20 protein-coding genes and 3 pseudogenes are annotated in these 25,401 nt (G+C 61.2%); 12 read left to right on the top strand and 11 right to left on the bottom strand.

Translation table 11 applies throughout. From position 1 onward, the window contains the following. The 3 genes and pseudogenes from P3R82_RS01655 (at nucleotide 1) to P3R82_RS01645 (ending at nucleotide 2,071) form a co-directional block, all read left to right on the top strand. Nucleotides 1-772, top strand: a pseudogene (locus tag P3R82_RS01655) (amino acid ABC transporter ATP-binding protein). A gap of 27 nt (nucleotides 773-799) precedes the next feature. Beyond that, nucleotides 800-1,189, top strand: a complete 390-nt coding sequence (locus tag P3R82_RS01650) for a RidA family protein (protein WP_283192748.1) — start codon at nucleotides 800-802, stop codon at nucleotides 1,187-1,189. 75 nt (nucleotides 1,190-1,264) lie between these two features. Then, nucleotides 1,265-2,071: an IclR family transcriptional regulator gene (locus P3R82_RS01645; protein WP_183900957.1), complete on the top strand. Its 807-nt coding sequence runs from the start codon at nucleotides 1,265-1,267 to the stop codon at nucleotides 2,069-2,071. Between the two features lie 14 nt (nucleotides 2,072-2,085). On the opposite strand, the gene P3R82_RS01640 is transcribed toward P3R82_RS01645, so the two are convergent. The 4 genes from P3R82_RS01640 to P3R82_RS01625 form a co-directional block, all read right to left on the bottom strand. After that, a complete protein-coding gene (locus P3R82_RS01640; protein WP_283193476.1) occupies nucleotides 2,086-2,433 on the bottom strand; it encodes a RidA family protein in 348 nt (115 codons plus the stop codon). A 148-nt stretch (nucleotides 2,434-2,581) separates the two neighbouring features. After that, nucleotides 2,582-3,100 carry a DedA family protein gene (locus tag P3R82_RS01635; protein ID WP_283192747.1) on the bottom strand — a complete coding sequence of 173 codons (519 nt, stop codon included), beginning with the start codon at nucleotides 3,098-3,100 and terminating at the stop codon, nucleotides 2,582-2,584. Nucleotides 3,101-3,387: 287 nt separating this feature from the next. Next, a complete protein-coding gene (locus tag P3R82_RS01630) occupies nucleotides 3,388-3,792 on the bottom strand; it encodes a hypothetical protein (protein ID WP_283192746.1) in 405 nt (134 codons plus the stop codon). Between the two features lie 301 nt (nucleotides 3,793-4,093). Continuing rightward, complete coding sequence (locus P3R82_RS01625) at nucleotides 4,094-4,975, bottom strand: MurR/RpiR family transcriptional regulator (RefSeq protein ID WP_283192745.1); 882 nt, start codon at nucleotides 4,973-4,975, stop codon at nucleotides 4,094-4,096. A gap of 307 nt (nucleotides 4,976-5,282) precedes the next feature. Between P3R82_RS01625 and P3R82_RS01620 the strand changes: the two genes are divergently transcribed. Continuing rightward, the gene (locus P3R82_RS01620) at nucleotides 5,283-6,167 is read left to right on the top strand and encodes a metallophosphoesterase (RefSeq protein WP_283192744.1); all 885 of its coding nucleotides are present in this window, start codon (nucleotides 5,283-5,285) and stop codon (nucleotides 6,165-6,167) included. 102 nt (nucleotides 6,168-6,269) lie between these two features. On the opposite strand, the gene P3R82_RS01615 is transcribed toward P3R82_RS01620, so the two are convergent. Beyond that, nucleotides 6,270-8,702: an autotransporter domain-containing protein gene (locus tag P3R82_RS01615; RefSeq protein WP_283192743.1), complete on the bottom strand. Its 2,433-nt coding sequence runs from the start codon at nucleotides 8,700-8,702 to the stop codon at nucleotides 6,270-6,272. A gap of 251 nt (nucleotides 8,703-8,953) precedes the next feature. Then, nucleotides 8,954-9,691, bottom strand: a complete 738-nt coding sequence (locus P3R82_RS01610) for an IclR family transcriptional regulator (protein ID WP_283192742.1) — start codon at nucleotides 9,689-9,691, stop codon at nucleotides 8,954-8,956. 236 nt (nucleotides 9,692-9,927) lie between these two features. Here P3R82_RS01610 and P3R82_RS01605 point away from each other — a divergent pair, with 236 nt between their 5' ends. The 7 genes from P3R82_RS01605 (at nucleotide 9,928) to P3R82_RS01575 (ending at nucleotide 19,264) form a co-directional block, all read left to right on the top strand. Beyond that, a complete protein-coding gene (locus tag P3R82_RS01605) occupies nucleotides 9,928-12,234 on the top strand; it encodes a hydantoinase/oxoprolinase family protein (RefSeq protein ID WP_283192741.1) in 2,307 nt (768 codons plus the stop codon). Beyond that, nucleotides 12,119-13,789 carry a hydantoinase B/oxoprolinase family protein gene (locus tag P3R82_RS01600; protein WP_349294039.1) on the top strand — a complete coding sequence of 557 codons (1,671 nt, stop codon included), beginning with the start codon at nucleotides 12,119-12,121 and terminating at the stop codon, nucleotides 13,787-13,789. The genes P3R82_RS01605 and P3R82_RS01600 overlap by 116 nt, the downstream gene beginning before the upstream one ends. A gap of 65 nt (nucleotides 13,790-13,854) precedes the next feature. Further along, complete coding sequence (locus tag P3R82_RS01595) at nucleotides 13,855-15,411, top strand: ABC transporter substrate-binding protein (RefSeq protein WP_283192740.1); 1,557 nt, start codon at nucleotides 13,855-13,857, stop codon at nucleotides 15,409-15,411. Between the two features lie 219 nt (nucleotides 15,412-15,630). Next, entirely contained in the window at nucleotides 15,631-16,638 is a 1,008-nt protein-coding gene (locus P3R82_RS01590) for an ABC transporter permease (RefSeq protein WP_283192739.1), read from the top strand. Continuing rightward, nucleotides 16,635-17,546 carry an ABC transporter permease gene (locus tag P3R82_RS01585; protein WP_283192738.1) on the top strand — a complete coding sequence of 304 codons (912 nt, stop codon included), beginning with the start codon at nucleotides 16,635-16,637 and terminating at the stop codon, nucleotides 17,544-17,546. The genes P3R82_RS01590 and P3R82_RS01585 overlap by 4 nt, the downstream gene beginning before the upstream one ends. 9 nt (nucleotides 17,547-17,555) lie before the next feature. Next, nucleotides 17,556-18,440, top strand: a complete 885-nt coding sequence (locus P3R82_RS01580) for an ABC transporter ATP-binding protein (protein ID WP_283192737.1) — start codon at nucleotides 17,556-17,558, stop codon at nucleotides 18,438-18,440. Continuing rightward, a complete protein-coding gene (locus P3R82_RS01575) occupies nucleotides 18,440-19,264 on the top strand; it encodes an ATP-binding cassette domain-containing protein (protein WP_283192736.1) in 825 nt (274 codons plus the stop codon). The genes P3R82_RS01580 and P3R82_RS01575 overlap by 1 nt, the downstream gene beginning before the upstream one ends. 74 nt (nucleotides 19,265-19,338) lie before the next feature. Here the strand turns inward: P3R82_RS01575 and P3R82_RS01570 are convergent, their stop codons facing one another. The 5 genes and pseudogenes from P3R82_RS01570 to P3R82_RS01550 all read right to left on the bottom strand — a co-directional run bounded on the left by P3R82_RS01570 (nucleotide 19,339) and on the right by P3R82_RS01550 (nucleotide 24,549). Beyond that, nucleotides 19,339-20,109 (bottom strand): ABC transporter ATP-binding protein, encoded by a 771-nt coding sequence (locus tag P3R82_RS01570; protein WP_283192735.1) that lies wholly within the window; start codon nucleotides 20,107-20,109, stop codon nucleotides 19,339-19,341. Between the two features lies 1 nt (nucleotide 20,110). Then, a pseudogene (locus P3R82_RS01565) lies at nucleotides 20,111-20,958 on the bottom strand (ABC transporter ATP-binding protein). Further along, nucleotides 20,951-21,863: pseudogene (locus P3R82_RS01560) on the bottom strand (ABC transporter permease). The pseudogenes P3R82_RS01565 and P3R82_RS01560 overlap by 8 nt, the downstream one beginning before the upstream one ends. A gap of 4 nt (nucleotides 21,864-21,867) precedes the next feature. Beyond that, nucleotides 21,868-22,929: an ABC transporter permease gene (locus P3R82_RS01555; protein ID WP_283192734.1), complete on the bottom strand. Its 1,062-nt coding sequence runs from the start codon at nucleotides 22,927-22,929 to the stop codon at nucleotides 21,868-21,870. A gap of 24 nt (nucleotides 22,930-22,953) precedes the next feature. Then, nucleotides 22,954-24,549: an ABC transporter substrate-binding protein gene (locus tag P3R82_RS01550; protein ID WP_283192733.1), complete on the bottom strand. Its 1,596-nt coding sequence runs from the start codon at nucleotides 24,547-24,549 to the stop codon at nucleotides 22,954-22,956. A gap of 129 nt (nucleotides 24,550-24,678) precedes the next feature. On the opposite strand from P3R82_RS01550, the gene P3R82_RS01545 reads away from it, so the two are divergent. Continuing rightward, the gene (locus tag P3R82_RS01545) at nucleotides 24,679-25,389 is read left to right on the top strand and encodes a GntR family transcriptional regulator (protein WP_283192732.1); all 711 of its coding nucleotides are present in this window, start codon (nucleotides 24,679-24,681) and stop codon (nucleotides 25,387-25,389) included. The last annotated feature ends 12 nt before the right edge of the window (nucleotides 25,390-25,401 follow it).

Raw genomic sequence — 25,401 nt, 5'->3', positions numbered from 1 at the left:
ATGGCCAAGACAATTCTGGAAATCAACGGCCTGCGGAAGACCTACGGCCAGAATGAGGTTCTCAAAAGTGTCGACTGCTCGGTCGAAGAAGGCGAAGTGATTTCGATCATCGGTTCCTCCGGCTCGGGCAAGACGACGATGCTGCGCTGCGTCAACATGCTGGAGGAATTCCAGGGCGGAACCATCCGCCTCGACGGGGGAGGAGATCGGCTATCACGTCGAAGGCTCGACCCGGCGTCGCAAATCGGAAAAGGAGATCGCCCGCCAGCGCGCGCTGACCGGCATGGCCTTTCAGCAGTTCAATCTCTTTCCCCATATGACGGCCGCCGAAAACGTCATGCTCGGCCTGATCAAGGTCAAGAAGATGAAGAAGCCCGAAGCGCGCGCCATCGCCGAGAAATGGCTCGATCGCGTCGGTCTTGGCGCTCGCACGAACCATTTTCCAGGCCAGCTTTCGGGCGGACAGCAGCAGCGTGTGGCGATCGCTCGCGCAATCGCCATGTCGCCGCGCCTGATGCTGTTCGACGAAGTGACCTCGGCGCTCGACCCGGAACTCGTGGGCGAAGTGCTGCAGGTCATCAAGGGTCTGGCCGCCGACGGCATGACCATGCTGCTCGTCACCCACGAGATGCGCTTCGCCTACGAGGTTTCATCAAGGGTCATTTTCATGAACCAGGGCGTCATCTGCGAAGAAGGTGATCCGAAGGAGATGTTCATCAAACCGAAAACCGAGCGGCTAGCCGAGTTCCTGAAAACCTCGAGCTTCAACTAGAAGAAACAAGCAGAAAGAGAAAACACAATGACGATCAAGCGTTACGGCACCGGAGAAAAAGGCGCCGGCGGCCAGCCGTTGCCCTTCGCGCGCGCCGCCGAAGCCGGCGGCTGGCTCTATGTCTCCGGCCAGGTGCCGATGGAGAAGGGCGAAATCGTCCCCGGCGGTATCGTGGCGCAGAGCCACAAGGCCATCCAGAACATGATCGCCATCCTCAACGAAGCAGGATACGGGGTTGAGGATATCGTGCGCATCGGTGTATGGCTCGATGATCCGCGCGACTTTTGGAGCTTCAACGGTGTCTACGCCGAATACTTCAACGAGAACCCGCCGGCCCGTGCTTGCGTTCAGTCTCACATGATGGTGGATTGCAAGGTCGAAGTCGACTGCGTGGCTTACCGCGCGGACCGCGCATAACGTTAATTTCGAGACGGCCCCATCGTAGCGCCCTGCGCGTTGCGATGGGGCCTGATTGTCAGATTGGAGACACGCATGGCTGAGTCCGCCTCGGATACGGCAACGCGACGCACACGGGGGCTGGATCGCGCTTTCGAGATCCTGGAATTCCTGCGCGTGAAGCGACAGCCCATGCGGCCCAACGAGATCGCATCCGAGATCGGCGCACCGCGTTCCTCGATTTACGAGCTCGTCAACCTGCTGCTCAGCCATGGCATGCTCGATTATTACCAAGACGATGGCCGCGTGTATCTCGGCCGCCGCCTTTATTTCCTTGGCACGGCCTATGCCGAACAGTTCGACCTGATGCGGGAATGCGACCGCATGTTGATCCGGCTGGCGGAAGAGACGCGCGAGACCGCGCAGATGTGCCTGCTGGAAGGGCGAAAGTATACTGTTGCCATGATGCGGGAGGGCATTCGTCCGTTCCGCATCTCCTCAAACGTCGGTGAACTTGTGTCGATCGCATGGACGGCGTCAGGCCGTCTTTTGGTGTCGCATCTTTCCGATCAGCAAATCCTCGACCTGATCCCGCCCGAAGATTTTGTCCTTCCGAACGGACGCCGGCTCGACCCGGCCGATTTCATCGGCCAAGTTCGCAGCGCCGCGAAGGATGGTTACTTCACTTTCAACAGCGAGGTGGAGAATTTCACTCATTGCTTCGCTGTGCCAATCCATCAAGCCGATGGCGCCTGTATCGCGACCTTGTGCCTCGTCGCTCCGCGAGAGGACGGGCTGCGCAACCGCGATGCCTACCTCGACAGCTTGCTCAGAGCCGCTGGTGAAATTTCCGAAAAGCTCGGCTTCCAAATCGATCGAACGAGGCTTGGAGCAACGGCCTAGCCTCCGATCAGCCGTTACTTCGCGGCGATTGCCGTCATTTCCACGAGCAATTCAGGACGGGCCAGACGCGCTTCGACGGTTGCACGTGCCGGCGCGTGGCCCTTCGAAACCCACGCATCCCAGGCTTCGTTCATTTCTTCGAAGCCGGACATGTCGGCCAGATAAATATTGACGCTGACGAGATTGTCCTTGGTGACGCCCGCGTTGCGAAGCGTGTCCTCCAAATCCAACAACACCTCCTCCGTCTGGAGCCTCACACTCTTGCCGCGCGTCGCCTCGGCGACATGACCCGAGAGAAAGATCAAGTTCCCCACGACAACCGCATCACTCCAGCGATCGGTCAATCCTATTCTCTCGATCATTTTGAACTCCACGCTGATGTTGACGGTATGAGTTAGTCGGGTTGCGCGGACGATCTACAGGCCTCTGCGACTTGTGACAACACCAACCTGGCGCTGCCGCAGAGCCGTCATAGTCACAACATGTCCAAAGAACGCGCGGTGCCCAGAACTAGATAAGGCTGATCCCCTTGATCGCCAACCAGCTGGGAAGGAGCATGACCGGAACCCAAACGACCGCCGAGACGACATTTGCGACCTGAAATCGAAACATGTCCATCCGCATCATCCCCGCCATGAACGGAACGGTGCAACGCAGGGGGCCCAGGAAGCGACCCATGAATACCGACAGGGGACCGTAGCGACGGAAAAACGCTCTTGCCTTCGCGGCCCGCGCTCGGTGTTTCTTTCCCCATGGACTATAGATGATCCGCCGCCCCGACGTGCTGCCGATCCGGTATGACACGATATCTCCCAAGACGGCGCCGAGGATCGTGGCAGCCACCATCGGTATTGCGTCGATCGCCCCGGAGGCGACCAACGCCCCGGCAACGATGAACAGAGGCGTCGCCGGCACGAAAAATCCGATGACAAAGACGGACTCCGCGAACGCAATCAGTCCCATGATGACCGGAGCCCAGCTCTGATTGGCCTTTATGAAGTCTATGATAATTGAAACTAGAGTGTCCAAGTGTCGATCCTGATTCGCGCCACGAAACTAGTCGTGCCGAACTGACGAAAGCCTGACACAGATAGGGTGAGGCCGCGCCGACGAGATTATTGGTTTTCCGTCTGCCTGGCGCCGGGTCCTTACGTGACGCGAGCCAGACGGGGTTGGGAACGGTTGGTGCAGCGCCCTAAATCACAACCAGCGGACAAACCACGAAGGTGTGCACGCGACGGTCATCATCAGGACGCTTCACGGCGACTTGCTAAACAAGGCAGTCGCGAGCTAGCCTCCGGCCAGCTGAGTGCGCCCTAGCGCAAACGCCCGACGATACGGCCAAGAATCATGGCCAGCATCGGCAGCATGAAGAGGGCGACCATGCCCAATCCCCAGATGATGACGATCAACGGCTTCACGATCATGGAAGCCAAGCCATATGCCTGTGAGATAAAGCCGCTTGAACCGACGAGCTTCACCGTCTCGCCTGCTTGCTTGCCACCCCATGTTTCAGCGACACCGGCTCCGCCGTCGACGACTGTGGTCGCCGCTCCCGCGGCCCAGGCAAGGATGGGGTCAGCCATCACATAGCCAACCCACGCGACTGAGGACCATCCCGCCATCAAGACCAGGATCAAAAGCCAGACAAAGGGCTTGACCCGGGTCGGTCGTCGGTTCCCGTTTGCCGGGCTGGAATTCGGGCTCTGGTAGTAGTTCATGATGCACTCCTGGTTTGCGCGGCTTTGGCCGCGCGCGGCCCGTGTTGGTCAGACACGGGCACGTCAATCAAAAAAACGGCGCAAGAAGGGCCCGTGCGAAGTTCCCGTGCCGAAATGCCGGGCACTGCATTGCCCGGATACCGTTCGCGGTAGACGCTTCGTTCTCGATCATATCGCTGAACCTTTCGCTCAAGACACCCTGATACGCCACTGAGCTGCAAGGTGGGTTCTCATGTAACTAGAGGGTCAAGGGAGTGCGACAAATTTGACCAGCGGCGACGATTGCCGCCTTCGTGCCCCATCAAACGCGCTTGGCCGACAACACGTCGAATGTCTTTGCGATCGTCGCGGTGGATCGTTCGTAGTCGGCCAATGCCAGGCAGGCAATCAGCGCGTCCACGACAGCGAGCTGGGCGATGCGGCTGGTCATCGCCTCCGTTCGAAATTGAGTCTCCCTGGCCAGCGTGTGCAAGACGATGTCGGTATATGCCAGTAGCGGCGTCTTGCCGAAATTCGTGATGGCAATGGTCGTGGCGCCCGCGTCCTTGGCCAGCCGTGTCGCGGCCAGTGTTTCGACCGTGCTTCCGGAGTGGGAAATCGTGATGACCACCGTCGACGGATCGGCAAGCGATGCCGTGATCGCTTGCACATGACTATCCACGCTGGCGCGCGACATGATGCCGATCCGCAGCAGCCGATAGTTCGCATCCTCGGCGATCGGCGCAGCACTGCCGATGCCGAACACCTCCACCCGGCTCGCCTTGCGGATGGCCTCGACCGCCTGGGCGATCGCCGAAACGTCCAGCGCCTTCTGCGTATCCTGCAATGCCTGGAGTCCCGATTGAAAGATCTTCTCGATCACGGTCCCGGTGGCATCGGCTTGGGTCAGATCTTCGTGGATGAATTGTACGGGCTGAACCAGATCGCGGGCGAGCGCCAGCTTCACCTGCTGGAAACCCTTGGCACCAAGCGACTGGCAAAAGCCGATGACGCTGCCTTCGCTTGCCTCCGAACGCTCGGCGACTTCCGTCACCGACATGTTGACGACATCCGCGGCGTTCAGCGCAATGAAGTCGGCGATCCGACCGGCCGCAGGCGTGAGGTCCTTCCGCATCGCGCGAATTCGGTCGACGACGCCGGAAAGTTCCTGAGCCTGGGCGGGTCTTCCGCGCTCGAATGCCATCGGGTTCTTCCCTTCTCAGGTTGTTCCGCTGCGAGCGTCATGCCGGCCGGATGAGGCCGCCATGCACCTTTGGAAACCGCGTGATGCTTACCAGAATTACTTCGATGTCAAAGAGATAGGCTTTGGCATGCAAATCCAGATGAGTCGCGTTCAATTCTCGTCTCATGGGTTGAACATCCGATGAGGAATCCTCAATGTCAACGACAAAACTATTGAGAGTTATTCATCAAACTGTCATGCAGGCTGTCTAATCGTGCTGGCAGCGGCGGGCCGAGCTCATCTTCAGCCCCGATCAGGAGACCTCTTTATGAAGATCGCCATCATCACCGATATCCATCACGGCCCCCTCTCCCATACCAAGGACGAGAGCTGGGATGGACTTGCCCATGTTCGCTCGTTCGTTGCTCGCGCTGTGGCCGAGAAAGCGGATCTGCTGCTCGATCTCGGAGACCGCATTTCCGATACGAACCATGAGACCGACCACCGCGTCGCATCGGAATTGGCCGATATCTTCAAGACCTATCCAGGCAAGCGGATCCACATCCTCGGCAATCACGACGTCGACAACCTCACCGTCGCCGAAAACGAGAACATCTTCGGCCAGTCGATGGCGAGTAGCGTGCACGATCTCGGCGACATCCGCCTGATCGCCTGGCAGCCAGGTGTCAAGATAGAGATGGGGATCGGTCTGCCCAAGGCAGAGCCGGCACTGGAGTGGCTGGTGGAAGCCCTGAATGCCGACGAGCGTCCGGCAATCATCGCGACGCATGTTCCCTTGTCGGGACATTCGCAGACCGGCAACTATTATTTCGAGCGCAACCCCCACTACTCCAGCTATCCCGACCATGCCGTGGTGCGCCGCGCTGTCGAGGCGACCGGCAAGGCCGCCCTCTGGCTGTCCGGCCATGTCCACTGGAACACGGTCACCAATGTCGGCAACGTCCAGCACATCACCATCCAGTCGGTCAGCGAGCGGTTCACCACGCATCCAATCACGGCTGCCGCCTATGCCGACGTCGAGATCAAGGGCGGCCAGTTCACGGTCGACGTCTTCGGCAACGATCCCTTCCATGTTCGACTGCCGTTCCGCAAATCCGGCGATCGTCCGTGGATGGCGCCGTGTGGCCCGTTCACGGAAGCGGACAGCCAGCGCGAGATACGCCAGCGCGAATGGGAATTGAGCCTAGCTTGATTATCTCGGCCGGCGCACCTCTGTCGAGCATGCATAAATGGCCGCAGTCGCGGCCGTTTTGCGGCCGGCGTGACCGGTCTCGATCAACGCAAGACCGGCGTCTTAAAACGTCACGATAAACTTTCCACTCACACCCTGATCGACAGCATCCCCGGACAAGGCCGCATTGTAGGACAGGCCCACCTTCATGGTGTCGGAAACAAGCGCGTCGAAACCCAGTTCGATCAGCGCCGCATTTCTGGTTGCAGCCAGCCCGGTCACGCCAAAGGGCGAACCACCGGAAAAGGCGACGTCGGTGACCGGCGAAACATCACCGAATGCATACCGCCAACCGATCATTCCTCTGGCTTCGACCACGAGGTCGTCGATGGAAAAGGCAGACGTGGCGCGCAATCCAAGGGTGGTGGTCCCGACGCTGTCGTTGCCATCGTCCACCTTGAGTGCCGCGCTCCCTCCGGTTTCGGTGAACCCATCAGAATTTACATTGACGTATGCGGCGCCGAGGAATGGTTCCAGCGTTGCTTCGCGCAGCTCGATCTTGTACCCGGCTTCGCCGAATATCTGCGCCGTCGCCGCCGAATAGCCGCCCGAGAGACGCTCACTGAACCCTGCGAACACGACATCGCGTGTCGTGTCGACGTTATGCCAGGCATAGGCGATGCCACCTCTTATAGTGACCTTGCCAAGATCGACCCCCGCATAGCCCGCAATGGACCAGTCGTCACTGCTTGCGCGGGCGCCACGGCCATCATCGTCGAAAGACGATCTGCTATAGCCGCCGGCGAGGCCGATCCTGACGGTATCGCTCATTTCGCCATCGCCACCGAGGAAGAAGCCGCCGATGGAACGGTCTAGCGCGGATGCCTCCGAAGTTGCGTCACGGGTGGCCCATGAGCCCACGCCTTGAAGCCAGAAGCCGTTTGCGACCTCATCGTTCCGCGCCGTCTGGCCGGCCCCATAGAGCCGGTCGTTGATCGCATCACGCACGAAGCGGCTGTCGTCGATCATCGAGGAGCGGATCGACGCGTAGCTCTGGCCCGAGAGCTGATCGAGGGCCGTGTCGATATTCGTCGGAGAGACCTGCCCCACGATGGCGTCGAAAACAGAATTGCCCGAGCCCAATGACTGCACGCCGGCTCCCGTACCGATCCTTGCAAAGGTCTGCGCCGCGATGGCGGACACAATGGGCTCTCCGTTATAGGTCACGTCGAGATAGCCGCTGGCGGCATCGTAGGCGAAGGCGAGGTCGGCCAGCGGGAGCTGTTGCGGCGTATTGGCGAAGAGACCGGCGACACCGCCGGTGGCTGTGATCAGCGTATAGCGGGCCGGACGAAAGAAGGAACCGACCAGATCGAGCGACGAGCCGCTGATCGTGGCCACGCCGGTGACATCGAGAAGATCGCTTGTGCCCGTGAGGCCGAGATAGCCTATGTCCGCGCGGTAGGTCGAGCCGGGCGCCAGCAGCAGATTGCCCGCGATGGCGAGCACGCCGATATCGTGGCCTGAACTGCCGGGGGAGATGAAGCCGCCAGCGTTCACCGTCGTCGACGGCAACGTGCTGTCAAAGCCGGCGATCGTGCCGCTCGAATTGACCGTAAGCGAACTCGAGCTCGACAGGTCCATGCCGTTGATCGCCAGAACCCCACCATTGACGATTGTCGCGCCGGTGTAGGCCGCCGTTCCGGAAAAGATCTGTGTGCCGGCGCCGGTCTTGACGATGCCCAGCGGACCGGCGGAGAAGCTGCCAAGAAACGCGACCTGCCGCCACGCCGCCGTATCGATGGTCAGTGTCGTCGCCCCGCCCGACGTGCCAACGCTTCCGGCACCCGCGAGCGAGCCGATCGTCGCCACATGTCCCAGCAGGTCGAGGTTTCCGTCAACGGTAAAGCCACTCGTTGGAGACAGCACGTTATCTGCGCCGGCCTGCAAGGTGGCGGCGGACCTGATCGTCGTATCTCCGGTATATGTGTTTATTCCGCCAAGGGTGAGCACGCCGCTTTGCAGCGTCAGCGCGCCGCTCCCCCTGATCGCACCTGACACGGTCGTGCTGCTCGCTGCGATTGCCAGTTCACCGTCTGAAATCAGCACGCCGCCGAGCAATGTCGCGCCGGTCGAAAATCCCAGAAAGGTTGAGCCACCGGTCTGCAAAGCATCCGCGCGCACGGCGCCATCGCCGCTCAAGCCGCCGATGATCGCACCACCGTTCGCGATCGACAGATCACGGCCGATAATGCCGGCGCCACCCGCGCCCGCTGGCCCAGGCGTACCAAGAGCGCCGCCCGATCCACCGGCTCCGCCCGCACCGCCGGTCACGGTCGCCCCCGCGCCGATCGTGACCGCGGTCGGAACAGACGCAATCAGCCCCGCGCCGCCCTCACCACCGGCGCCGCCCACGGACCCCACACCACCGCCAGCCGCACCACCGACGCCGCCTGCCCCGCCCGAGAGCGTGGTGCCAGGTGCGACGTCGTAAGGGATGCGCTGCTCCTGCGCTCGCGGATAGGCCGGCACGAAAAATGAGGTGGTGCAAAGCACGAGGGCTATCTGTATGTGGAGGCAACGGCGCGGGTGCGCCCCGTCGACATCCTCGCCGTGGCCAGCCTTGCGATGACGAAATAAGCGCCAACGACTGATAATGGACTTGTTCCCTCTGCCCAGAATCTCAGCGTATGCAAGTATTTGCGAATTGTCTAATGAATTTGGACTGAAATCGCTGTCGGCGTCCGTGCAACTCGGCGCGGGTGCCAGCCCAATGCGGTTCGAGCCCTCCCCGCGATGCTCCCAAGTTAATCCGACTTGATGCTGAGATCGGTCCGCATCTGATCGAGCAGCACGGCAATCTTCTCCCTCAGTTCGGGGGTACCAAGGCTCGCCGGATAGGAGATCGCCACACCGAATATCTCGAACGTATCGGGGTCGCGCATCGCAATGCCTTGAGATGACACGCCCTCGACGATCTCGTTCGAGGCATAGGAGCGGCCCGTGGCGCGGATTTTGCCAATTCGTTCCAGCAGTTCGGCGTGATTCCTAGGAGAATTCGGCGAGACATAGGGAAGCGGCTCGGGAACCCTCTGTCTCCAGACATGGTCTTCCAGCATCGCCAGCATGGCACGGCCGTTCGAGGTGGCGTAGGCGGGCGACTTGTATCCCGGCGTCGATGCGATCGCCAAGGGACTGGAACCGCGCACGACACGCAGCACCATCAGGTCGGCACCGTCGAAAACCGTGATGTAGCCGGTATGTCCGCCCAAATCGCAGACCTGCTTCACCCGCTGGTACACCATGTCGAGAAAATGATGGCGCGAGCGGAAGATCTGCCCGAGTTCGAAGAGCCGCATTCCCGGCGCATAGAGCCGGGTCGGGTGATCATATTCGAGCAGACCAGCAGCGACGAGGCTCTTCAGAGCTCGATGCACCGTCGCCTTCGGGCGGCCAAGTCTCCGCACGAACTCAGACTGCCCGATCGCCGGCTCTCCGAGCGAGAAGCACGCGAAAATTGCAACAGCATCATCAAGAACGCCCATTAAGCTACTCCTAATAGCAGTATTGCCCTTATTTGTTCCACTATTGAAATTCAGTGTCAACTTTGAAACTGATGCTGGACTCGCTAATAGAGATCGCCTACGCTTTGCCCAATGACAAGAGAAGCTGAATTTTGAGGCAATCGTCCGACGTGGCGATATTTGCTCAAAGCACGGCTCGGGAACATCGGGTACGGACCAGAACGGCCGGCTCAACTCGCGTGATCTAGGATTGACATATGCAAGCTACTGGCCAGACGACCGGTAAGCGCCTGCGTGCAGGCGTGGATATCGGCGGTACCTTCACCGACTTCATCCTCTTCGACGAGAGCGCGACCGCGATCCGTCTGCACAAGTGCCTGACCACTCCCAAGGATCCCTCCCAGGGCGCATTGGGCGGTCTCGGAGAACTGGTCGCGGCTGCCGGCATCGGCATTTCCGATCTTTCCGAGATCGTCCATGGCACCACGCTGGTCACCAATGCCGTCATCGAGCGCAAGGGTGCCTCCGTCGGCCTGATCACCACCGAGGGTTTTCGCGACATTCTCGAAATCGGCACCGAGCAACGCTACGACATCTATGACCTGACGCTGGCATTCCCGGCGCCGCTGGTCGAGCGCTCGCGCCGCATGGAAGTGTCCGAGCGTATCGATGCCGATGGCAATGTCATTCTCGAGCTCGACGAAGTCGCGGTTCTGCGCGCCGCCGAAGCCTTGAAGAAGGATGGCGTCGAGGCGATCGCCATCTGCTTCATGCATTCCTACCGCAATCCGGCGCATGAGCGCCGCGCCCGCGATATCATCGCCAAGGCAATGCCCGAGCTTTCGATCTCCATTTCGTCGGAAGTGGTTGCGGAAATCTCCGAATACCAGCGCTTCGTCACCACCTGCGCCAATGCCTATGTGCAGCCGCTGATGGACCGCTACCTGCGCCGTTTCGAAGGCGAACTCGCGAAAATGGGTTTTGCCGGCGATTTCCGTCTGATGCATTCCGCAGGCGGCCTCGTTTCGCTGGAAACCGCCCGCGCCTTCCCGATCCGCCTTCTTGAATCCGGCCCGGCCGGTGGCGCGCTTGCCACCGCATGGTTCGGCAAGAATGCCGGTCATGACAATGTCATCGCCTTCGACATGGGCGGGACCACGGCAAAAGCCTGCCTGATCGAGGACGGCAAGATCGACATCGCCTCCTATCTGGAAGCCGGCCGCGAACACCGTTTTAAGAACGGCTCCGGCCTGCCGATCAAGTCGCCCGTCGTCGACATGATCGAGATTGGTGCCGGTGGTGGCTCGATCGCATCGATCGACGGCGTCGGCCTCCTGCAGGTCGGCCCGCATTCGGCCGGCTCCGAGCCCGGCCCCGCCTGCTACGGCCGCGGCGGCCTGAGGCCGACCGTTACCGACGCCTCGGTCGCGCTCGGTTATTACGACCCGTCCTTCTTCCTCGGCGGACGTATGACGCTGGATCTGGATGCCGCGGAAAAGGCGCTCGGAACCATCGCCAAGCCGCTCAACATTTCGTCCGTGGAAGCAGCCTGGGGCATCCATCAGGTCGTCAGTGAAAGCATGGCGAGTGCCGCCCGAATCCACCTCGTGGAAAAGGGCAAGGACCCGCGCGGCTACTCGATGATCGGTTTCGGCGGTGCCGGCCCGGCATTCGCCGCCAAGGTGGCCCGCATTCTCGGTGTATCGGAAGTCATCATTCCTCCGGCAAGCGGTGCCGCCTCCGCGTTCGGCTTCCTGACTGCCCCGCTCTCCTTCGACATCGTCCGCTCGCACCCGATCGCACTGTCGAAGAATCTCGAAGCGGACAAGCTCAACGCCATTCTCGATGAAATCTCCGAGGACGGCCGCGTGCAGTTGCGCAGCGCCGGCGTTGCCAATGCAGACATTCTGGTCGAGCGCTCCGCCGACATGCGCCTCGTCGGCCAGTTGCATGAAATCAACGTGCCGCTGCCGGCGGGCAAGCTCGATGCCGGCGCCTATGCCGACATCCGCAAGGCGTTCGAAGCCGTCTACAGCGCGCGTTACACGCGCGTGCCGTCCGAGGCGAGGCTAGAAATTCTCTCCTTCCGCATCCGTGCCAGCGGTGCTGTACCGCAATTGACCGTCCGTCAGGCCGGGATCGAGGGCGGAGCGGCCGAGGCGAAGAAGAGCACGCGCAAGACCTATTTCGGAAACGGCTGGGTCGATGCCGGCATCTACGATCGCTACGCGATGCGTCCGGGCATTCTGGTCGAAGGTCCTGCGATCATCGAGGAACGCAGAATCCACCACCATCATCCCGCCGGGCGACAAGGTCACGGTCGACGAGACCGGCAACCTGCGCATCCAGATCGCCGAGACCGCCAAGGGCGCAACCATTGTCGACGAAAGCATGTCGCTGGAAGAGGCCGGCCGCCGCATCCAGTCCGATCCGATCGCGCTGGAAGTCATGTGGAGCCGCCTCGTCAACGTCGCGGAGGAGATGTGGTCGACGGTGTGCCGCACCGCGTTTTCGCTGATCATCTCCGAAAGCCAGGATTTTGGCTGCGCCATTCTCGATCCTGACGGCGAGACGCTCGCCCACTCGGCGCGTGTCATGCCGGTCTTCAATCTTACGCTGCCGATGGCGGTGAAGGCCATTATCGAACGCTATCCGGTCGATTCGATGAAGCCGGGCGATGTCTATATCACCAACGATCCGTGGCTCTGCGCCGGTCACCTGTTCGACCTCGCAATCGTCACGCCGGTCTTCCATCGCGACCGCGTCGTGGCGCTGATGGGCACGGTCGGCCATGTCGGCGATATCGGCGGCAGTCGTGACGGCCTCAATGTCACCGAGCTTTACGAAGAAGGCATCCAGATACCGGCCATGAAGCTGGTGCGCGAGGGTGTCGAAAACGAAGACCTGTTCCGTCTTATGGCGGACAATATCCGCGACAGCGATCAGGTTCTCGGCGACGTCCGCTCCTTCATTTCGGCCAATGAGACCGGCTCGGCCCGCATGCGTTCCTTCATGGAAGAGTATGGCATGCACGACCTGAAGGCGTTGTCGCATGTCGTGCAGTCGCTGTCCGAAAAGGCCATGCGCGATGCCGTCACCAAGCTCACGGACGGCATCTACCATTCGGAAATTTCCAACAATCCGATGGGCTCGACCATGACCTTCCCGCTGACGGTGACGGTCAAGGGCGACGAGATCGAACTCGATTTCGAAGGCGCACCGCCGCAGACGGTCAAGGGCGGCATCAACTGCACGCTCTCCTACACGACGGCGCATGCCACCTACCCGATCAAGTGCATGCTGACGCCAGGCATTCGCGGCAATGCGGGTTGCTACCGCCCATTCACCGTAAAGGCACCGAAGGGCTCGATCCTCAACTGCGAAAAGCCGGCGCCGGTCTCACTTAGAACCCGCACCGGCTGGTATCTGGCACCGAACGTCTTCCGCGCCCTGTCGGAAGCGGCGCCGCAAACGACACAATCCTTTTCCGGCTTGCCGAGCCTGATGAGCTTCTACGGCAAGTCGGTGGAAACCGGCGCGCTCTTCTACGAGCTGCTGCTGCTGGGCGGCGGTCAGGGTGCATCGCAGACCAAGGACGGCAAATCCTCGCTGCTGTGGCCGACCTCGGCGGCAACCTCATCGCTGGAAATGTTCGAGACCCGCTCGCCGATCGTCATCTGGGAGAAGAGCCTGTTGACCGACAGCGGCGGCGCCGGCGAAAACCGCGGCGGCCTTGGTGTGCGCGTCCGCATCTCGCGCCGCAACGCCGAAGGCAACCCGATCAAGGCGATCGTTTCGCCCGAGGGCGTCGACTTGCCTGTGGAGGGCCTGTTCGGCGGCCGGCCGGGCAAGACGGCAACCGGCAAGATCCTGTCGAAGTCCAATGGCGAAATGCTGCAAGACTGCGGAACAGGCGCGATCGTCGATCTCGTCGACACGAACGCGATGGTCGAGCTGACACTCGCCGGCGGCTCCGGCTTCGGCGATCCAAAGAAGCGCGACCTGGACAAGCTCGATGACGACGTCCGCCAGGGGTATGTCAGTGCCGAGGCGGCCGACACGATCTATGGCCGTGCCGCTCGCGGCGGGGAACGAAAGAAGTCCGACACCGCAGCCTGATCTTTCGAAAATCCCGGCCATCTTAGGGGAGATGGCCGGTTCTTAAAAACTAGGAGACCATTCGCATGCAGATGACCAGACGTACGTTCATGGGGTCGGCGATCTCCGCCGCCGCGCTCGCTTCGATGCCGCTCGAGAGCTTTGCGGCCGGCCGCAAGATCCTGATCATGGCCAGCAGCGTGGATATTCCGAACTTCGACCCGCATGTCGCCACCGGCTACGGTCCCGCGATGCTTTTGCGCAACACCTATGACGCACTGGTGCGCGTCGTCGGCACGCCGCCGGAGGTCAAGCCCGGCCTCGCCGCCAGCTGGACTGTGTCCGACGATCGCAAGCGCTATGAATTCAAGCTTGATCCGGCCGCGAAGTTCCAGGACGGGTCGCCGGTCACGGCTGAAGCGGTGGTTTATTCCTTCCAGCGCATCATCCGACTGAAGCGTGGCCCCTCGTGGATGATATCGGGCGTCGTTGACGCCGACAGCGTCAAGGCCATCGACGCCCAGACGGTCGCCATCGACCTCAAGGCACCGTTCGCGCCATTCCTGCAAGTCCTCCCCTGGATGTTCATCGTCAATAACGCCGTGGTCGAGGCAAATATCGGCAGCGACGATGGCCAGACCTACCTGATGAAGAACACCGCGGGCTCCGGTCCGTTCAAGATGGGCCGTGTCGCACCCGGCAATCTCTACGAGTTCGTCCGCGTCAAGGACGATTGGCACCAGGGTGGCGGCAACCTGGAAGGCGCGATCTGGAAGATCGTTCGCGAGACGTCCACCGAACGCATGATGCTTGTGCGCAAGGAAGCGCATATCGCCCTCGAGCTCAACGCCGAGGATATGGAAGCGATCAAGGGCAATCCCGCGGTTGTCAGTGTCATCGAGCCGGAATACCGCACGTTCTCGATCAAGATGAATACCGCCAAGGGGCCGCTGGCCGACAAGAACTTGCGCAAGGCGATCTCCTATGCGTTCAACTACCAGAGCATGCTGGATTCCGCAGGCCCCGCCGAACTGATGGTTGGACCGCTGCCCACCGGGATCTTCGGCCAGCATCCAAGCCTGACCGTGTATCGCCAGGACATGGCCAAGGCGAAGGAGTACCTCGCCAAGTCGGAGTACAAGGACGGGGGCTTCAAGCTCTCCGTCATGCACGCCACCGGCTATGAAAACCAGCGCCGCTGGTCGCTGCTTTTGCTTGAGGCCCTGAAATCGCTCAACATCGACCTCGATATTCGCCCGGCGACCTGGCCGGATACGGTAGCGGCGGCTCAGTCGCCGGATACCATGCCGAACTTCATGTGCCTGTTCCAGACAGCAAACTATGCGGACCCCGACAATATCGCCTTCGCGGCCTATCATTCCTCGCGCAATGGCCAGTGGCAGAACCCGGTCTACAAGAATGCGGAGGTCGACAAGCTGATCGAGGCGGCTCGCGTCGAAACCGATGAGACCAAGCGGGCGAAGCTTTACAAGGCGTTTCAGGAACTGGTCGTCGATGATGCGCCCGATATTTTCGGTGTGCTCGAAAAACGCAAGCTGGGCTTCGGGGCCAATGTGAAGAACTTTGTCTTCACCCCAGTCGCGGCCAACGCCATCGAGCTTCTGCCGCTGTCGCTCGACTGATAAGGACGATCGCATAGAGGAAAAGCCTCGGCATAAAGTCCTCCTCTGGCCTGCCGGCCATCTCCCCCACAAGGGGGGAGAAGACTTGCAGCACTCACTTCGCCCTACGAGAGGCTCGGCAGGTGCAGCTGGGTTAAGCCCTCCCCCTTGTGGGGAGGGTTGGGAGGGGTCTTTCATCCTCATGCGATCGGCCAAAACTAGTGACCACCGGAAGCGCCCATGATCTTTTATACTCTGAGACGCCTCGTCCTGTTGATCCCGATGCTGATCGGGCTGACGATGATCGTTTTCGCCATCGCCCGCCTTCTGCCCGGCGACCCTGTCGCGCTTGCCGCCGGCCCCAACGCCACGCCCGACGTGATCGAAAGCGTTCGGCAGGAATTCGGGCTCGATAAGTCGCTGCCCCTGCAATACTGGGACTATGTGACGGGGCTGGTGCAAGGCGACTGGGGCGTTTCCATCTTCACGCGGCGGCCAGTCTTCGAAGACATCATGACATTCCTGCCGGCAACGCTGGAACTGGTGGCAGCCGCCATGCTGATCGCCATCGTGCTCGGCATTCCGCTTGGGCTTGCAGCCGCCGTCTACCGCAATGGTATCGTCGATTATCTCACCCGGACTGTCGCGCTTGGCGGCATCGCCATGCCGCGCTTCTTTCTCGGCCTTCTATTGCAGCTGATGTTCGTGTCCTGGCTTGACCTGCTGCCGTTGTCAGGCCGTTTCCCGCTGATCGAGATCCCTCCGGAAGGCCCGACAGGTTTCTATACGATTGATTCCATACTCGCCGGTGACTGGTACTCGCTGTCGATCTCCCTGCAGCACCTCGCGCTCCCCGCCTTCGCCATGTCGTTGTCCCCTCTGGCCACCATCATGCGCATGATGCGTGCATCGACGATCGAGGTTCTGCAGCAGGATTTTGTCATGACCGAAAGGGCACTTGGCATTTCCAGCCGCAAGATCCTGTTCAAGTACGTCCTGAAGAACGCCATGACCTCGACGCTGACCGTCATTGGTCTTTATGTCTCATGGTTGCTCGGCGGCACGGTTCTGGTCGAAACCGTGTTCGACTGGCCGGGCCTCGGTCTTTACGCCACGCAGGCGATCCTTTCGCAAGATTTCATGCCCGTGATAGGCGTTACCTTGGTCATTGCCATGATCTATCTCGTCACCATGCTGATCGTCGATCTGCTCTACGGTGTCTTTAATCCGAGGGTTCGTTACACATGACCGACACTCAGAACACCCTCGCCCCAACCTCCCCGCCGAAGCGTGACCAGTCGGCACGCCTGGAAAACTGGGCCCGCGCTTTCTACCGCTTTCGCCAGAGCTGGCTGTCCGTCATCGGCCTCGCCATCGTCGTGGTGCTGGTGCTGCTGGCATTTCTGGCGCCGCTCATCGTGCCGTATCCCGAGCATGTTGCCGGTGGCACCAATACCGCTGCACGCTTCCTGCCGCCTGGCGCTGAATACTGGTTCGGCACCAATGCGCTGGGACAGGACATGTTTTCGCTGGTTCTGGTCGGCTCGCAAGTGTCGCTGTTTTCCGGCTTGGCGGTCGTGGTCATTGCCATCATCGTCGGAGGTATCGTGGGGGCGATCGCCGGGTATTTCGGCGGCTGGATCGACGAAATCCTGATGCGCATCACCGATCTTCTCCTGACGATCCCGAGCCTGATCCTCGCCATGGCGGTGGCCGCCGCGCTCGGCACCGGCGTCAACAACATGATCATCGCCATCGCCATAACCTGGTGGCCGGCCTATGCCCGGCTGGTGCGCGGTGAAGTGATCGGCAAGAAGGAAGAGCAGTTCATAACCGCGTCGCGCGCGCTCGGCGCTGGCTGGCCGCGCATCCTTGGCCGCCACATCCTGCCCAACATCATGTCGCCGATCATCGTCAAGGCATCGCTCGACATGGGCTTTGCCGTTCTGACCGTCGCCTCGCTCGGTTTCGTCGGTATCGGCGTGAAGGCGCCGACGCCGGAATGGGGCACGCTTCTTTCCGTCGCTCGCGCCGACATGCCGGATTACTGGTGGACGGCGGTCTTCCCGGGCTGCGCCATCTTCCTGGCGGTTCTTGCCTTCAACCTCCTTGGCGACGGTCTGCGCGACGTCATGGACCCCAAGGCACGGCGGTGAGGTGAAGACATGACACTCCTTGACATCAAGAACCTCAATCTCTCCATGCGCAGCTTCGAGGGCGAGACGCAGATCCTCCACGGCATCGACCTCAAGGTCGAACGCGGCGAGATCTGGGGCATGGTCGGCGAGACCGGCTCCGGCAAATCGCTCACCGGCCTCTCCGTTTCGCGCCTCATTCCGCCGGCAACCGGCCGCTATCTCGCCGGCTCGATCGAGTTCGAAGGCCGCGATGTGCTGAAGGCCGGCGAAAAGGAAATGCGCGCGCTGCGCGGCCGCAAGATCGGCATGATCTTCCAGGACCCGACAACCAACCTCAACCCGGTCTTCCGTATCGGCACGCAGCTGGTCGATGTGGCGCTGCATGCTGGCCAGGCCGACCCGACCGCGCTCGGCCTTGAACAGGGTGCCTCGTCCCGTGATCTGAAGAAGGCGGCAAAGCGGGTGGCGGTGGACATGCTCGACAAGGTCGGCATCCCGAAAGCCGCCGAGCGCATCCACGATTACCCGCACCAGTTTTCCGGCGGCATGCGCCAGCGCGTCCTGATCGCCATGGCGATGATCGGCAAGCCGGACTTGCTGATCGCCGACGAGCCGACGACCGCGCTCGACGTGTCGGTGCAGGCGCAGATCCTGAAGCTGATCCATGATCTCGTCGACGAGCGCAACATCGGCGTGCTGATGATCACTCATAATCTAGGCGTCGTGGCGCAGATTTGCTCCCATGTCGCGGTGATGTATCGCGGCCGTATCCTGGAGCGCGGGTCGGTGACGGAAGTGCTGAAACGGCCCGCTCACGTCTATACCCAGGCCCTCCTCAATTCCATTCCGACAGCCCATACCAAGCGCGGCGAGCTGCGCGGCCTTGGCGGCGTCATGCCGGAGGTTCAGTAATGCTTGAGATCAACAATGTCTCGAAGATCTTTCCGGGCCAGCGCAAGGGCCTGTTTGGTCATACCGAAGGTTTTCGCGCGCTTGATGATGTCAGCTTGCGGGTGCGCAAGGGAACAAGCTTCGGCCTGGTCGGCAGATCCGGCTCCGGCAAGACGACGCTGACGCGCTGTATCCTGCGGCTGGAAGCACTGACATCCGGCACTATCCTTTATGACGGCGCCGATATCGCGAAGCTGACGCAGACGGAGATGCGCCGCCTGCGCGCCCGTCTCCAGATCGTCTTTCAGGACCCCTACGCCTCGCTCGACCCGCGCATGACGATCCACGACATCGTCGCCGAACCGCTGGTCATTCATCGTGACATCATGCCGATGACCTCCCGTCAACGCACCGAACGGGTGCTGGAATTGCTCTTGCAGGTAGGGCTGCGAGCAGAACACCTGTTCCGCTACCCACACGAATTTTCCGGCGGCCAGCGTCAGCGTATCGGTATTGCCCGGGCTTTGGCCGTCAAACCGGAATTCCTCATCCTTGACGAACCTACCTCGGCGCTCGACGTTTCCGTGCAGGCGGACGTCCTCAATCTCCTGCACGGATTGCAGCAAGAGTTGGGGCTGACCTATTTCTTCATCAGCCACGATCTCGGCGTCATCCGCTATATTTGCGACGACGTCGCTGTGATCTACCGCGGGAAGCTGGTTGAAAGCGGACCGGTCGAGGACATCTTCGAGCGGCCGACGAACGAATATACACGCATGCTGCTGGATGCGATGCCGGATCCCGATCCTGACCGCTCACCATTCCGGCAAAAGGTAACCGCCTGAGTTATCAGGCATCCGGATGATGTTTTTCGGTTCCCTTCCTCTCCGCGCTAACCGACGCAGCTAAGAGAATCCTCTCATGTCTTCAGCCTGGAGGGAGCGACATATCCCCTGCTCCCGTCAAGCAGCGTCTTTGTGTAGGAATGCCGGACGCTGCCCTCCAGGAGTTGCTGACGCGTGGCGATCTCTACAAACACGCCGTCCTGCATGACCGCGACGCGGTTGCAGAGGTGCGCGATGACAGCCATGTCGTGACTGACGAGAATATAAGTCAACTTCGACCGTTCACGCAGATCCTTCAGGAGATTGAGGATTTCGGCCTGGATCGAAACGTCGAGCGCCGATGTCGGTTCGTCAAGCAGAAGGATCTTCGGCTCAAGGATGAGCGCGCGGGCAATCGCCACGCGTTGCCGTTGCCCGCCGGAGAGCTGATGTGGGAAGCGATGCCGGAAACCCGGCGGCAGGCCGACGTCACGCAATATTTGCTCGACACGCTCCTGCCTCCGATCCAGCCCATGGATTTCAAGGGGCTCCAACAGCGTGCGTCCGATCGTGTGGCGCGGATGCAGGGAGCCGAACGGGTCCTGAAACACCATCTGCTGCTTTGCGAGTTGCGCGCGGGACCGCTTCGGGCCGACCACGTCGCCATCGATCGAAACCGACCCGTTCCATTCCTTGATGCGTCCCGCCAGCGCGCCGAGCACCGTCGACTTGCCGCACCCGCTCTCGCCGACGAGACCGAAGGTCTCGCCGGATGCGACCTCGAAGGCGACACTTTTGACCACCTGCTTGAAGTCATTGCCGCTGCCGAAGGATACGGCGAGATCGTTTACCGATATGATCGACATCTCACGCCTCCGCCCAGCTTGCCTGACGCTTCAGCACTTCCAGTCGATCCCTGGGATGGTCGAGACTTGGCAGTGCCTCAAGAAGGCCGCGTGTATAGGGATGAGTTGCGTCGTCGAGCCTGGCGGCTTCGATCGTTTCCACGATCCGGCCCGCATACATGATGACGACGCGGTCGCAGAAGCTCTTTACAAGGTTGAGATCGTGCGAAATGAAGATCAGGCCGATATTGCGTTCGGTGATCAGGTCATCGAGGATCGACAGCACCTGCTGGCGCACGGTCACATCGAGCGCCGACGTCGGCTCGTCGGCAATGATCAGCGAGGGCGACGAGATCAGCATCATCGAGATCATGATGCGCTGGCCCATGCCGCCCGACACCTCGTGCGGGTAGAGATTGAAGACGCGCTGCGGGTCGCGGATATTCACCCTCTCCAGCATGGCAAGCGTGCGCTCCCGAGCGGCCTTCTTTCCAAGGCGCTCATGCAGGATGACGGTCTCGGCGATCTGCTCGCCGACCGTCATCACAGGATTGAGCGAATATTTCGGGTCCTGCAGGATCATCGAGATCCGGCGGCCGCGGATCGCGCGCATATCGGCTTCGCTGGCGGCCAGAAGATCAACGTCCTCGAAGCGCAGTTCATCGGCAACGACGCGGGCGGAGCCCGGCTGCAGCCGCATGATCGCGCGCCCGGTCGTGCTCTTGCCGGAGCCGGATCGCCGATGATGCCGACCTTCTCGCGGCCAACATCGAAGCTCACATTCTTGACGGCGTTCACCACGCCGGACAGCGTCGGAAACTGCACCGACATGTTGTTGACCGAAAGGATCGGCTTTGACTGTTCAAGCATTGCGGGGATCCATGATGTCGCGCAGCCCATCGCCGAGCAGGTTGAAGGCGAGACTGACCAGAAGAATGGCGATGCCTGGAACCGTCGTCAGCCACCAGGCGTCGAGAAGATATTGCCGGCCGGAGGCAGCCATGGCGCCCCATTCGGGCATTGGCGGCTGCGCGCCCAGCCCGAGGAAGCCGAGACCGGCGGCCGTCAGGATCACGCTCGACATGTTGAGTGTCAGGCGAACGATGATCGACGGCGCGCAGAGCGGCACGATATGTCGAAACAGGATGCGTCCCATTCCGGCGCCCTGCAGCTCCGCCGCGACGACGAAATCGGCGGCGCGGAATGTCAGCGTTTCGGCGCGCGCCAGGCGTGCGATCGGCGGCCAGACAGTGAGCGCGATGGCGATCACCGCGTTCTCGATCCCCGGGCCGAGTGCCGCGGAAAAAGGCGAGCGCCAGCACAAGGCTCGGAAACGACAGGAAGATGTCGGTGATGCGCATCAGGATGACATCGACCCAGCCGCCGAGATAACCGGCGGTCGCGCCGATCGCGAAGCCGATGGGCGCGACGATGACCGTGACCAGGATGCTGATATAGAGCGTTGTGCGCGCGCCGTAGATAAGGCGCGAATAGACGTCGCGGCCGAATTCGTCGGTGCCGAACCAATTGACCGATGACGGCGGTTTCAGCGCCATCGTCAGATCCTGGACAATCGGATCGTGATTGGCGAGCAGCGGCGCGAAGACGGCGATCAGAACCAGCATCAGCACGACCAGAAAGCCGGCGAATGCCAATGGATTGGCGAGCAGGTTCAGCCAGAGGACATATGCCTTGTGGAGGCGTGCCTGGCGTGTCGAGGAGAACTCCTCGTTGATCAGCCAATTGTGCAGATCGTTGAAGTAACGTGTCGCCATGATGTCACCGGGTGCGCGGATCGAGGAACCGATAGGTCAGATCCGACAAGAGGTTGATGGCAATCGATATGATGCCGATGAGGAGTACGCTGCCAAGCACCGCGTTCATGTCGGCGAAAAACAGCGCCGATGTCAGATACTGGCCGAGGCCGGGCCATGCGAAGACCGTCTCGATCAGAACCGTGCCGTCAAGCAGGCCGCAATAGGCGAGAGCCACGATCGTCAGCAGCTGCACGCGGATATTGCGGAAGGCATGGCGCCAGACGATCGCCTGCTGTCCAAGGCCCTTGGCCTTGGCGGTGAGCACATACTCCTGCCGCAGTTGCTCCAGCATGAAGCTGCGGCTCATGCGGCTGAGATAGGCCATCGCGGCATAACCGAGGATCAACGCCGGAGCCGCCACATGCTGTAGCGCATCCCAGAAGACTTCCCACTCGCCGGCGAGGATCGCATCGACGAGGATCGAATTGGTCGGCCCTTCGACCAGTCCCTCGTTATAGACGCTAAGACGGCCGCTACCGGGTATGAGGCCGAACTTGGCATAAAAGACGAGGATGACGATCGTTCCCAGCCAGAAGATCGGCGTCGAATACCCGAGCAGACCGACAACACGCGCAAGGTGATCGACCCATGTGCCTTTGCGGACAGCGGAGATGATACCGAGCGGAATGCCGAATCCCGCTCCGATGATGGTTGCCAGCGTGGCGAGCTCCAGCGTGGCCGGAAAGACGCGGGCAAGATCACTGGCGACCGGGTTCTTCGTCACATGCGACTGGCCGAAATCCAGCTGCGCGACGTTGCCGAGATAGGTGCCGAACTGCACATAAAGCGGCTGATCCAGCCCCATCTCCTTGTAGACGCGCTCATACGTCTCCTGATCGGCCTGGTCGCCAATCACGGCAATGACCGGATCGGCGGGCACCATGCGGCCGACAACAAACGTGATCACGAGCAGGCCAAGCAGCGTTGTCAGAATGACGGCAAAGGATGCCGTCACCTTGCGCAGCGCGCCGAGCGCGGCATGTCCGCCTGTCGGCGCTTTTGCGGATGTCTGTGAGATACTCACGTCATTCTCCTCGACAGGAAGGGCTTACTCGCCCTTCGAGACGGTGTCCCAACGGGTGAGCCAGGTCGAATGTCCGACATAGCCCTTGACTTCCTTCCGCACCGCCTTCGCGTCCGTCCGCTGGAAGGAGGTGATCAGGGCCGGCGAAGCGTCGAGATAGGCCTTGTTGATCTTGGCGTAGAGATCGGCGCGCTTCTGCTGGTCGGTCTCATGCGCCGCCGCCGTGACCATGTCCTGGATGTCCCTCGGAACCTCCCAGGCGGAGCGCCATGCGATCAGGCCGGAGAGCTTCGCATCGTCGGCATTGTTCGCGTTCGTCGCATAGGACGCCAGTACCGCGTGCGGGTCGGGCAGACGTTCGCCGGTGCGCGCCGAGAAGATCTCGAATTCGCGGTTGCGGAACTTGCCGATGTGGTCGCCGCCCTGAAGGTCGAGCTTGATGCCGGCCTTGGCCGCGTTCGCCTGCAGCGACTGGGCAACTTCGTATTCCGGCGTAACGGGCGTTGCGTAATAGACCTTGGAGAAGCCATCCGGATAGCCGGCTTCCGCCAGGAGCTGCTTGGCCTTGTCGATATCGAGCTTGTAGGGATTATCGGTGCTGGCACCCGGCAGGCCACCTGGAATGATCGTCTGCTGCTTGATGCCATAATATTTCATGACCGTGTTGGCGAGGCCGTCATAGTCGATCAGATAGCGGAACGCCTCGCGGACCTTGGGCTTGGAGAGGATTTCGTCCTTCTGGTTGAGCGCCAGGTAGTAGAAGCCGAAGCCCGGCGTTTTCTGGACATCGGCCTTGCCGCCGGCCTCGATCGCCGCCAGATCGGTGGAGGAGAGACGCGTAGCGACATCGACGTCGCCGGCCTCCAGCTGAAGACGCTGGCCTGACGATTCCGGCATGTGGCGAAGGACCACCCGGCGCATCTTCGGCGCGCCCTGCCAGTAATCCGTGAAGGCATCGGCGATCAGGAGGTCGTTGACGCGCCAGGTTCTCAGCGAATAGGGGCCGGAACCCGCGTCGTTGGTCTGCAGGAACTCGCGACCCATGTCGCCGTTCTTCTCGTTCTTGGCGAGAAGCTGGCTGTCAAGGATCGAGGTGGAGAAGCTGGCGAGCGAAAAGAGGATCAGATTGGGGTTCCAGACCTCCGGCGTCTGCAGGACGACGGTCGAATCGTCGGTCGCCTTGATCAGATCATCGACGTTCTTGTCGGTGATCCCCCATTGGCGAAGATCGACCGAGGGCGCCAGGCCGAGCTTTACCAGGCGACGCAGCGACCACTCCACATCCTTGGCGGTCAGTGTATTTCCGGAATGGAAGGTGACGCCGGAGCGGATCTTGAAGGTGAAGGTCTTGCCGTCGTCGGACACTGTCCAGCTTTCGGCGATGCCCGGCTGCGGCTTGGTGATCTCGTCGGCCGACAGGACGATCAGTCGCTCATAGAGGTTGGCGACGATTTCCGCCGACTCCAGCTGATTGAGTTCGTTGGGATCGAGACCGCGCATGGAGGACATGTTGGTGGCGATCACCAACTGGTCCTTGGGCGTTGCCGCCTCGACGGTAAGCGGCATGGCGAACGTCGATGCCACCATGGCCGAGGCCATCAGAAAACTGCGTCTTTTCATCGTCCTATTCTCCTCCCTGGTGCGCCGGACCTCGCCCCGAACGCGAATTTTCATATCGACATCGATCTGAAATCTGGTATATCAGATCTCACAAAACGATTTTGCCGTCAACGGGGGAATTTTCGGGACATGCAAAAAGAGGCATCGACGGAGGCTGGCGCGGACCGCATCGAGAAGATCGACCCGCGGTTTTTGACGACCTTGCGCGACCATGCGCACAAGAGCCTGCGGACGGCGATCCTCTCCGGGCGCTTCGCGGCGGGCGAGCGCGTCAACGAACGCCAGCTCGCCGAGCAGCTCGGCGTCAGCACCACCCCCATCAAGGAGGCTCTGCGTCAGCTCGAGGCGGAAGGGCTGGTCGAAACGCTTCCGCGTCGCGGGGTCTTGATCCGTTTCAACGCGGGTTGGGCCGAAGAGATGATCCTGGCGCGCGCAGCCCTGGAATCGATGATCGCCCACCTTGCGGCCAAGCGCATCGAAAAGGCCGAGGCCGGCAAGCTGGACGACATCGTCGCCCTCATGCGCAAGGCGACCGAGGACGGCGTGGCCGACGACCTGATTTCGCTCAACGAGACCTTTCACGAGCAGATCCACATCGCCTCGCGGTGCCAGTATCTCTCGCGCATGATCGAACGGCAGCAGTTTTACGACGGCAGCATCCGCCGCGTCATCCATTCCGATCCGCTCGAGCGCGGCAAGGCGCTGGCCGAACATGCCGCCATCGCCGCCGCGATCATCTCCAGCGACAGCGACAAGGCCGAACGCGTGATGCGCGACCATGTCGTCCGTTCCGGCGAAACCTACCTCAACATCGTGTTCAAGAAGAAGGAGGACATCTGACGTGACCGAGGC

The sequence above is a fragment of the Rhizobium sp. AN80A genome (genome assembly GCF_030053015.1).
Classification (GTDB): domain Bacteria; phylum Pseudomonadota; class Alphaproteobacteria; order Rhizobiales; family Rhizobiaceae; genus Rhizobium; species Rhizobium metallidurans.
The sequence above is the reverse complement of the archived record's forward strand: the minus strand, read 5'-3'. Positions and strand labels throughout refer to the sequence as shown.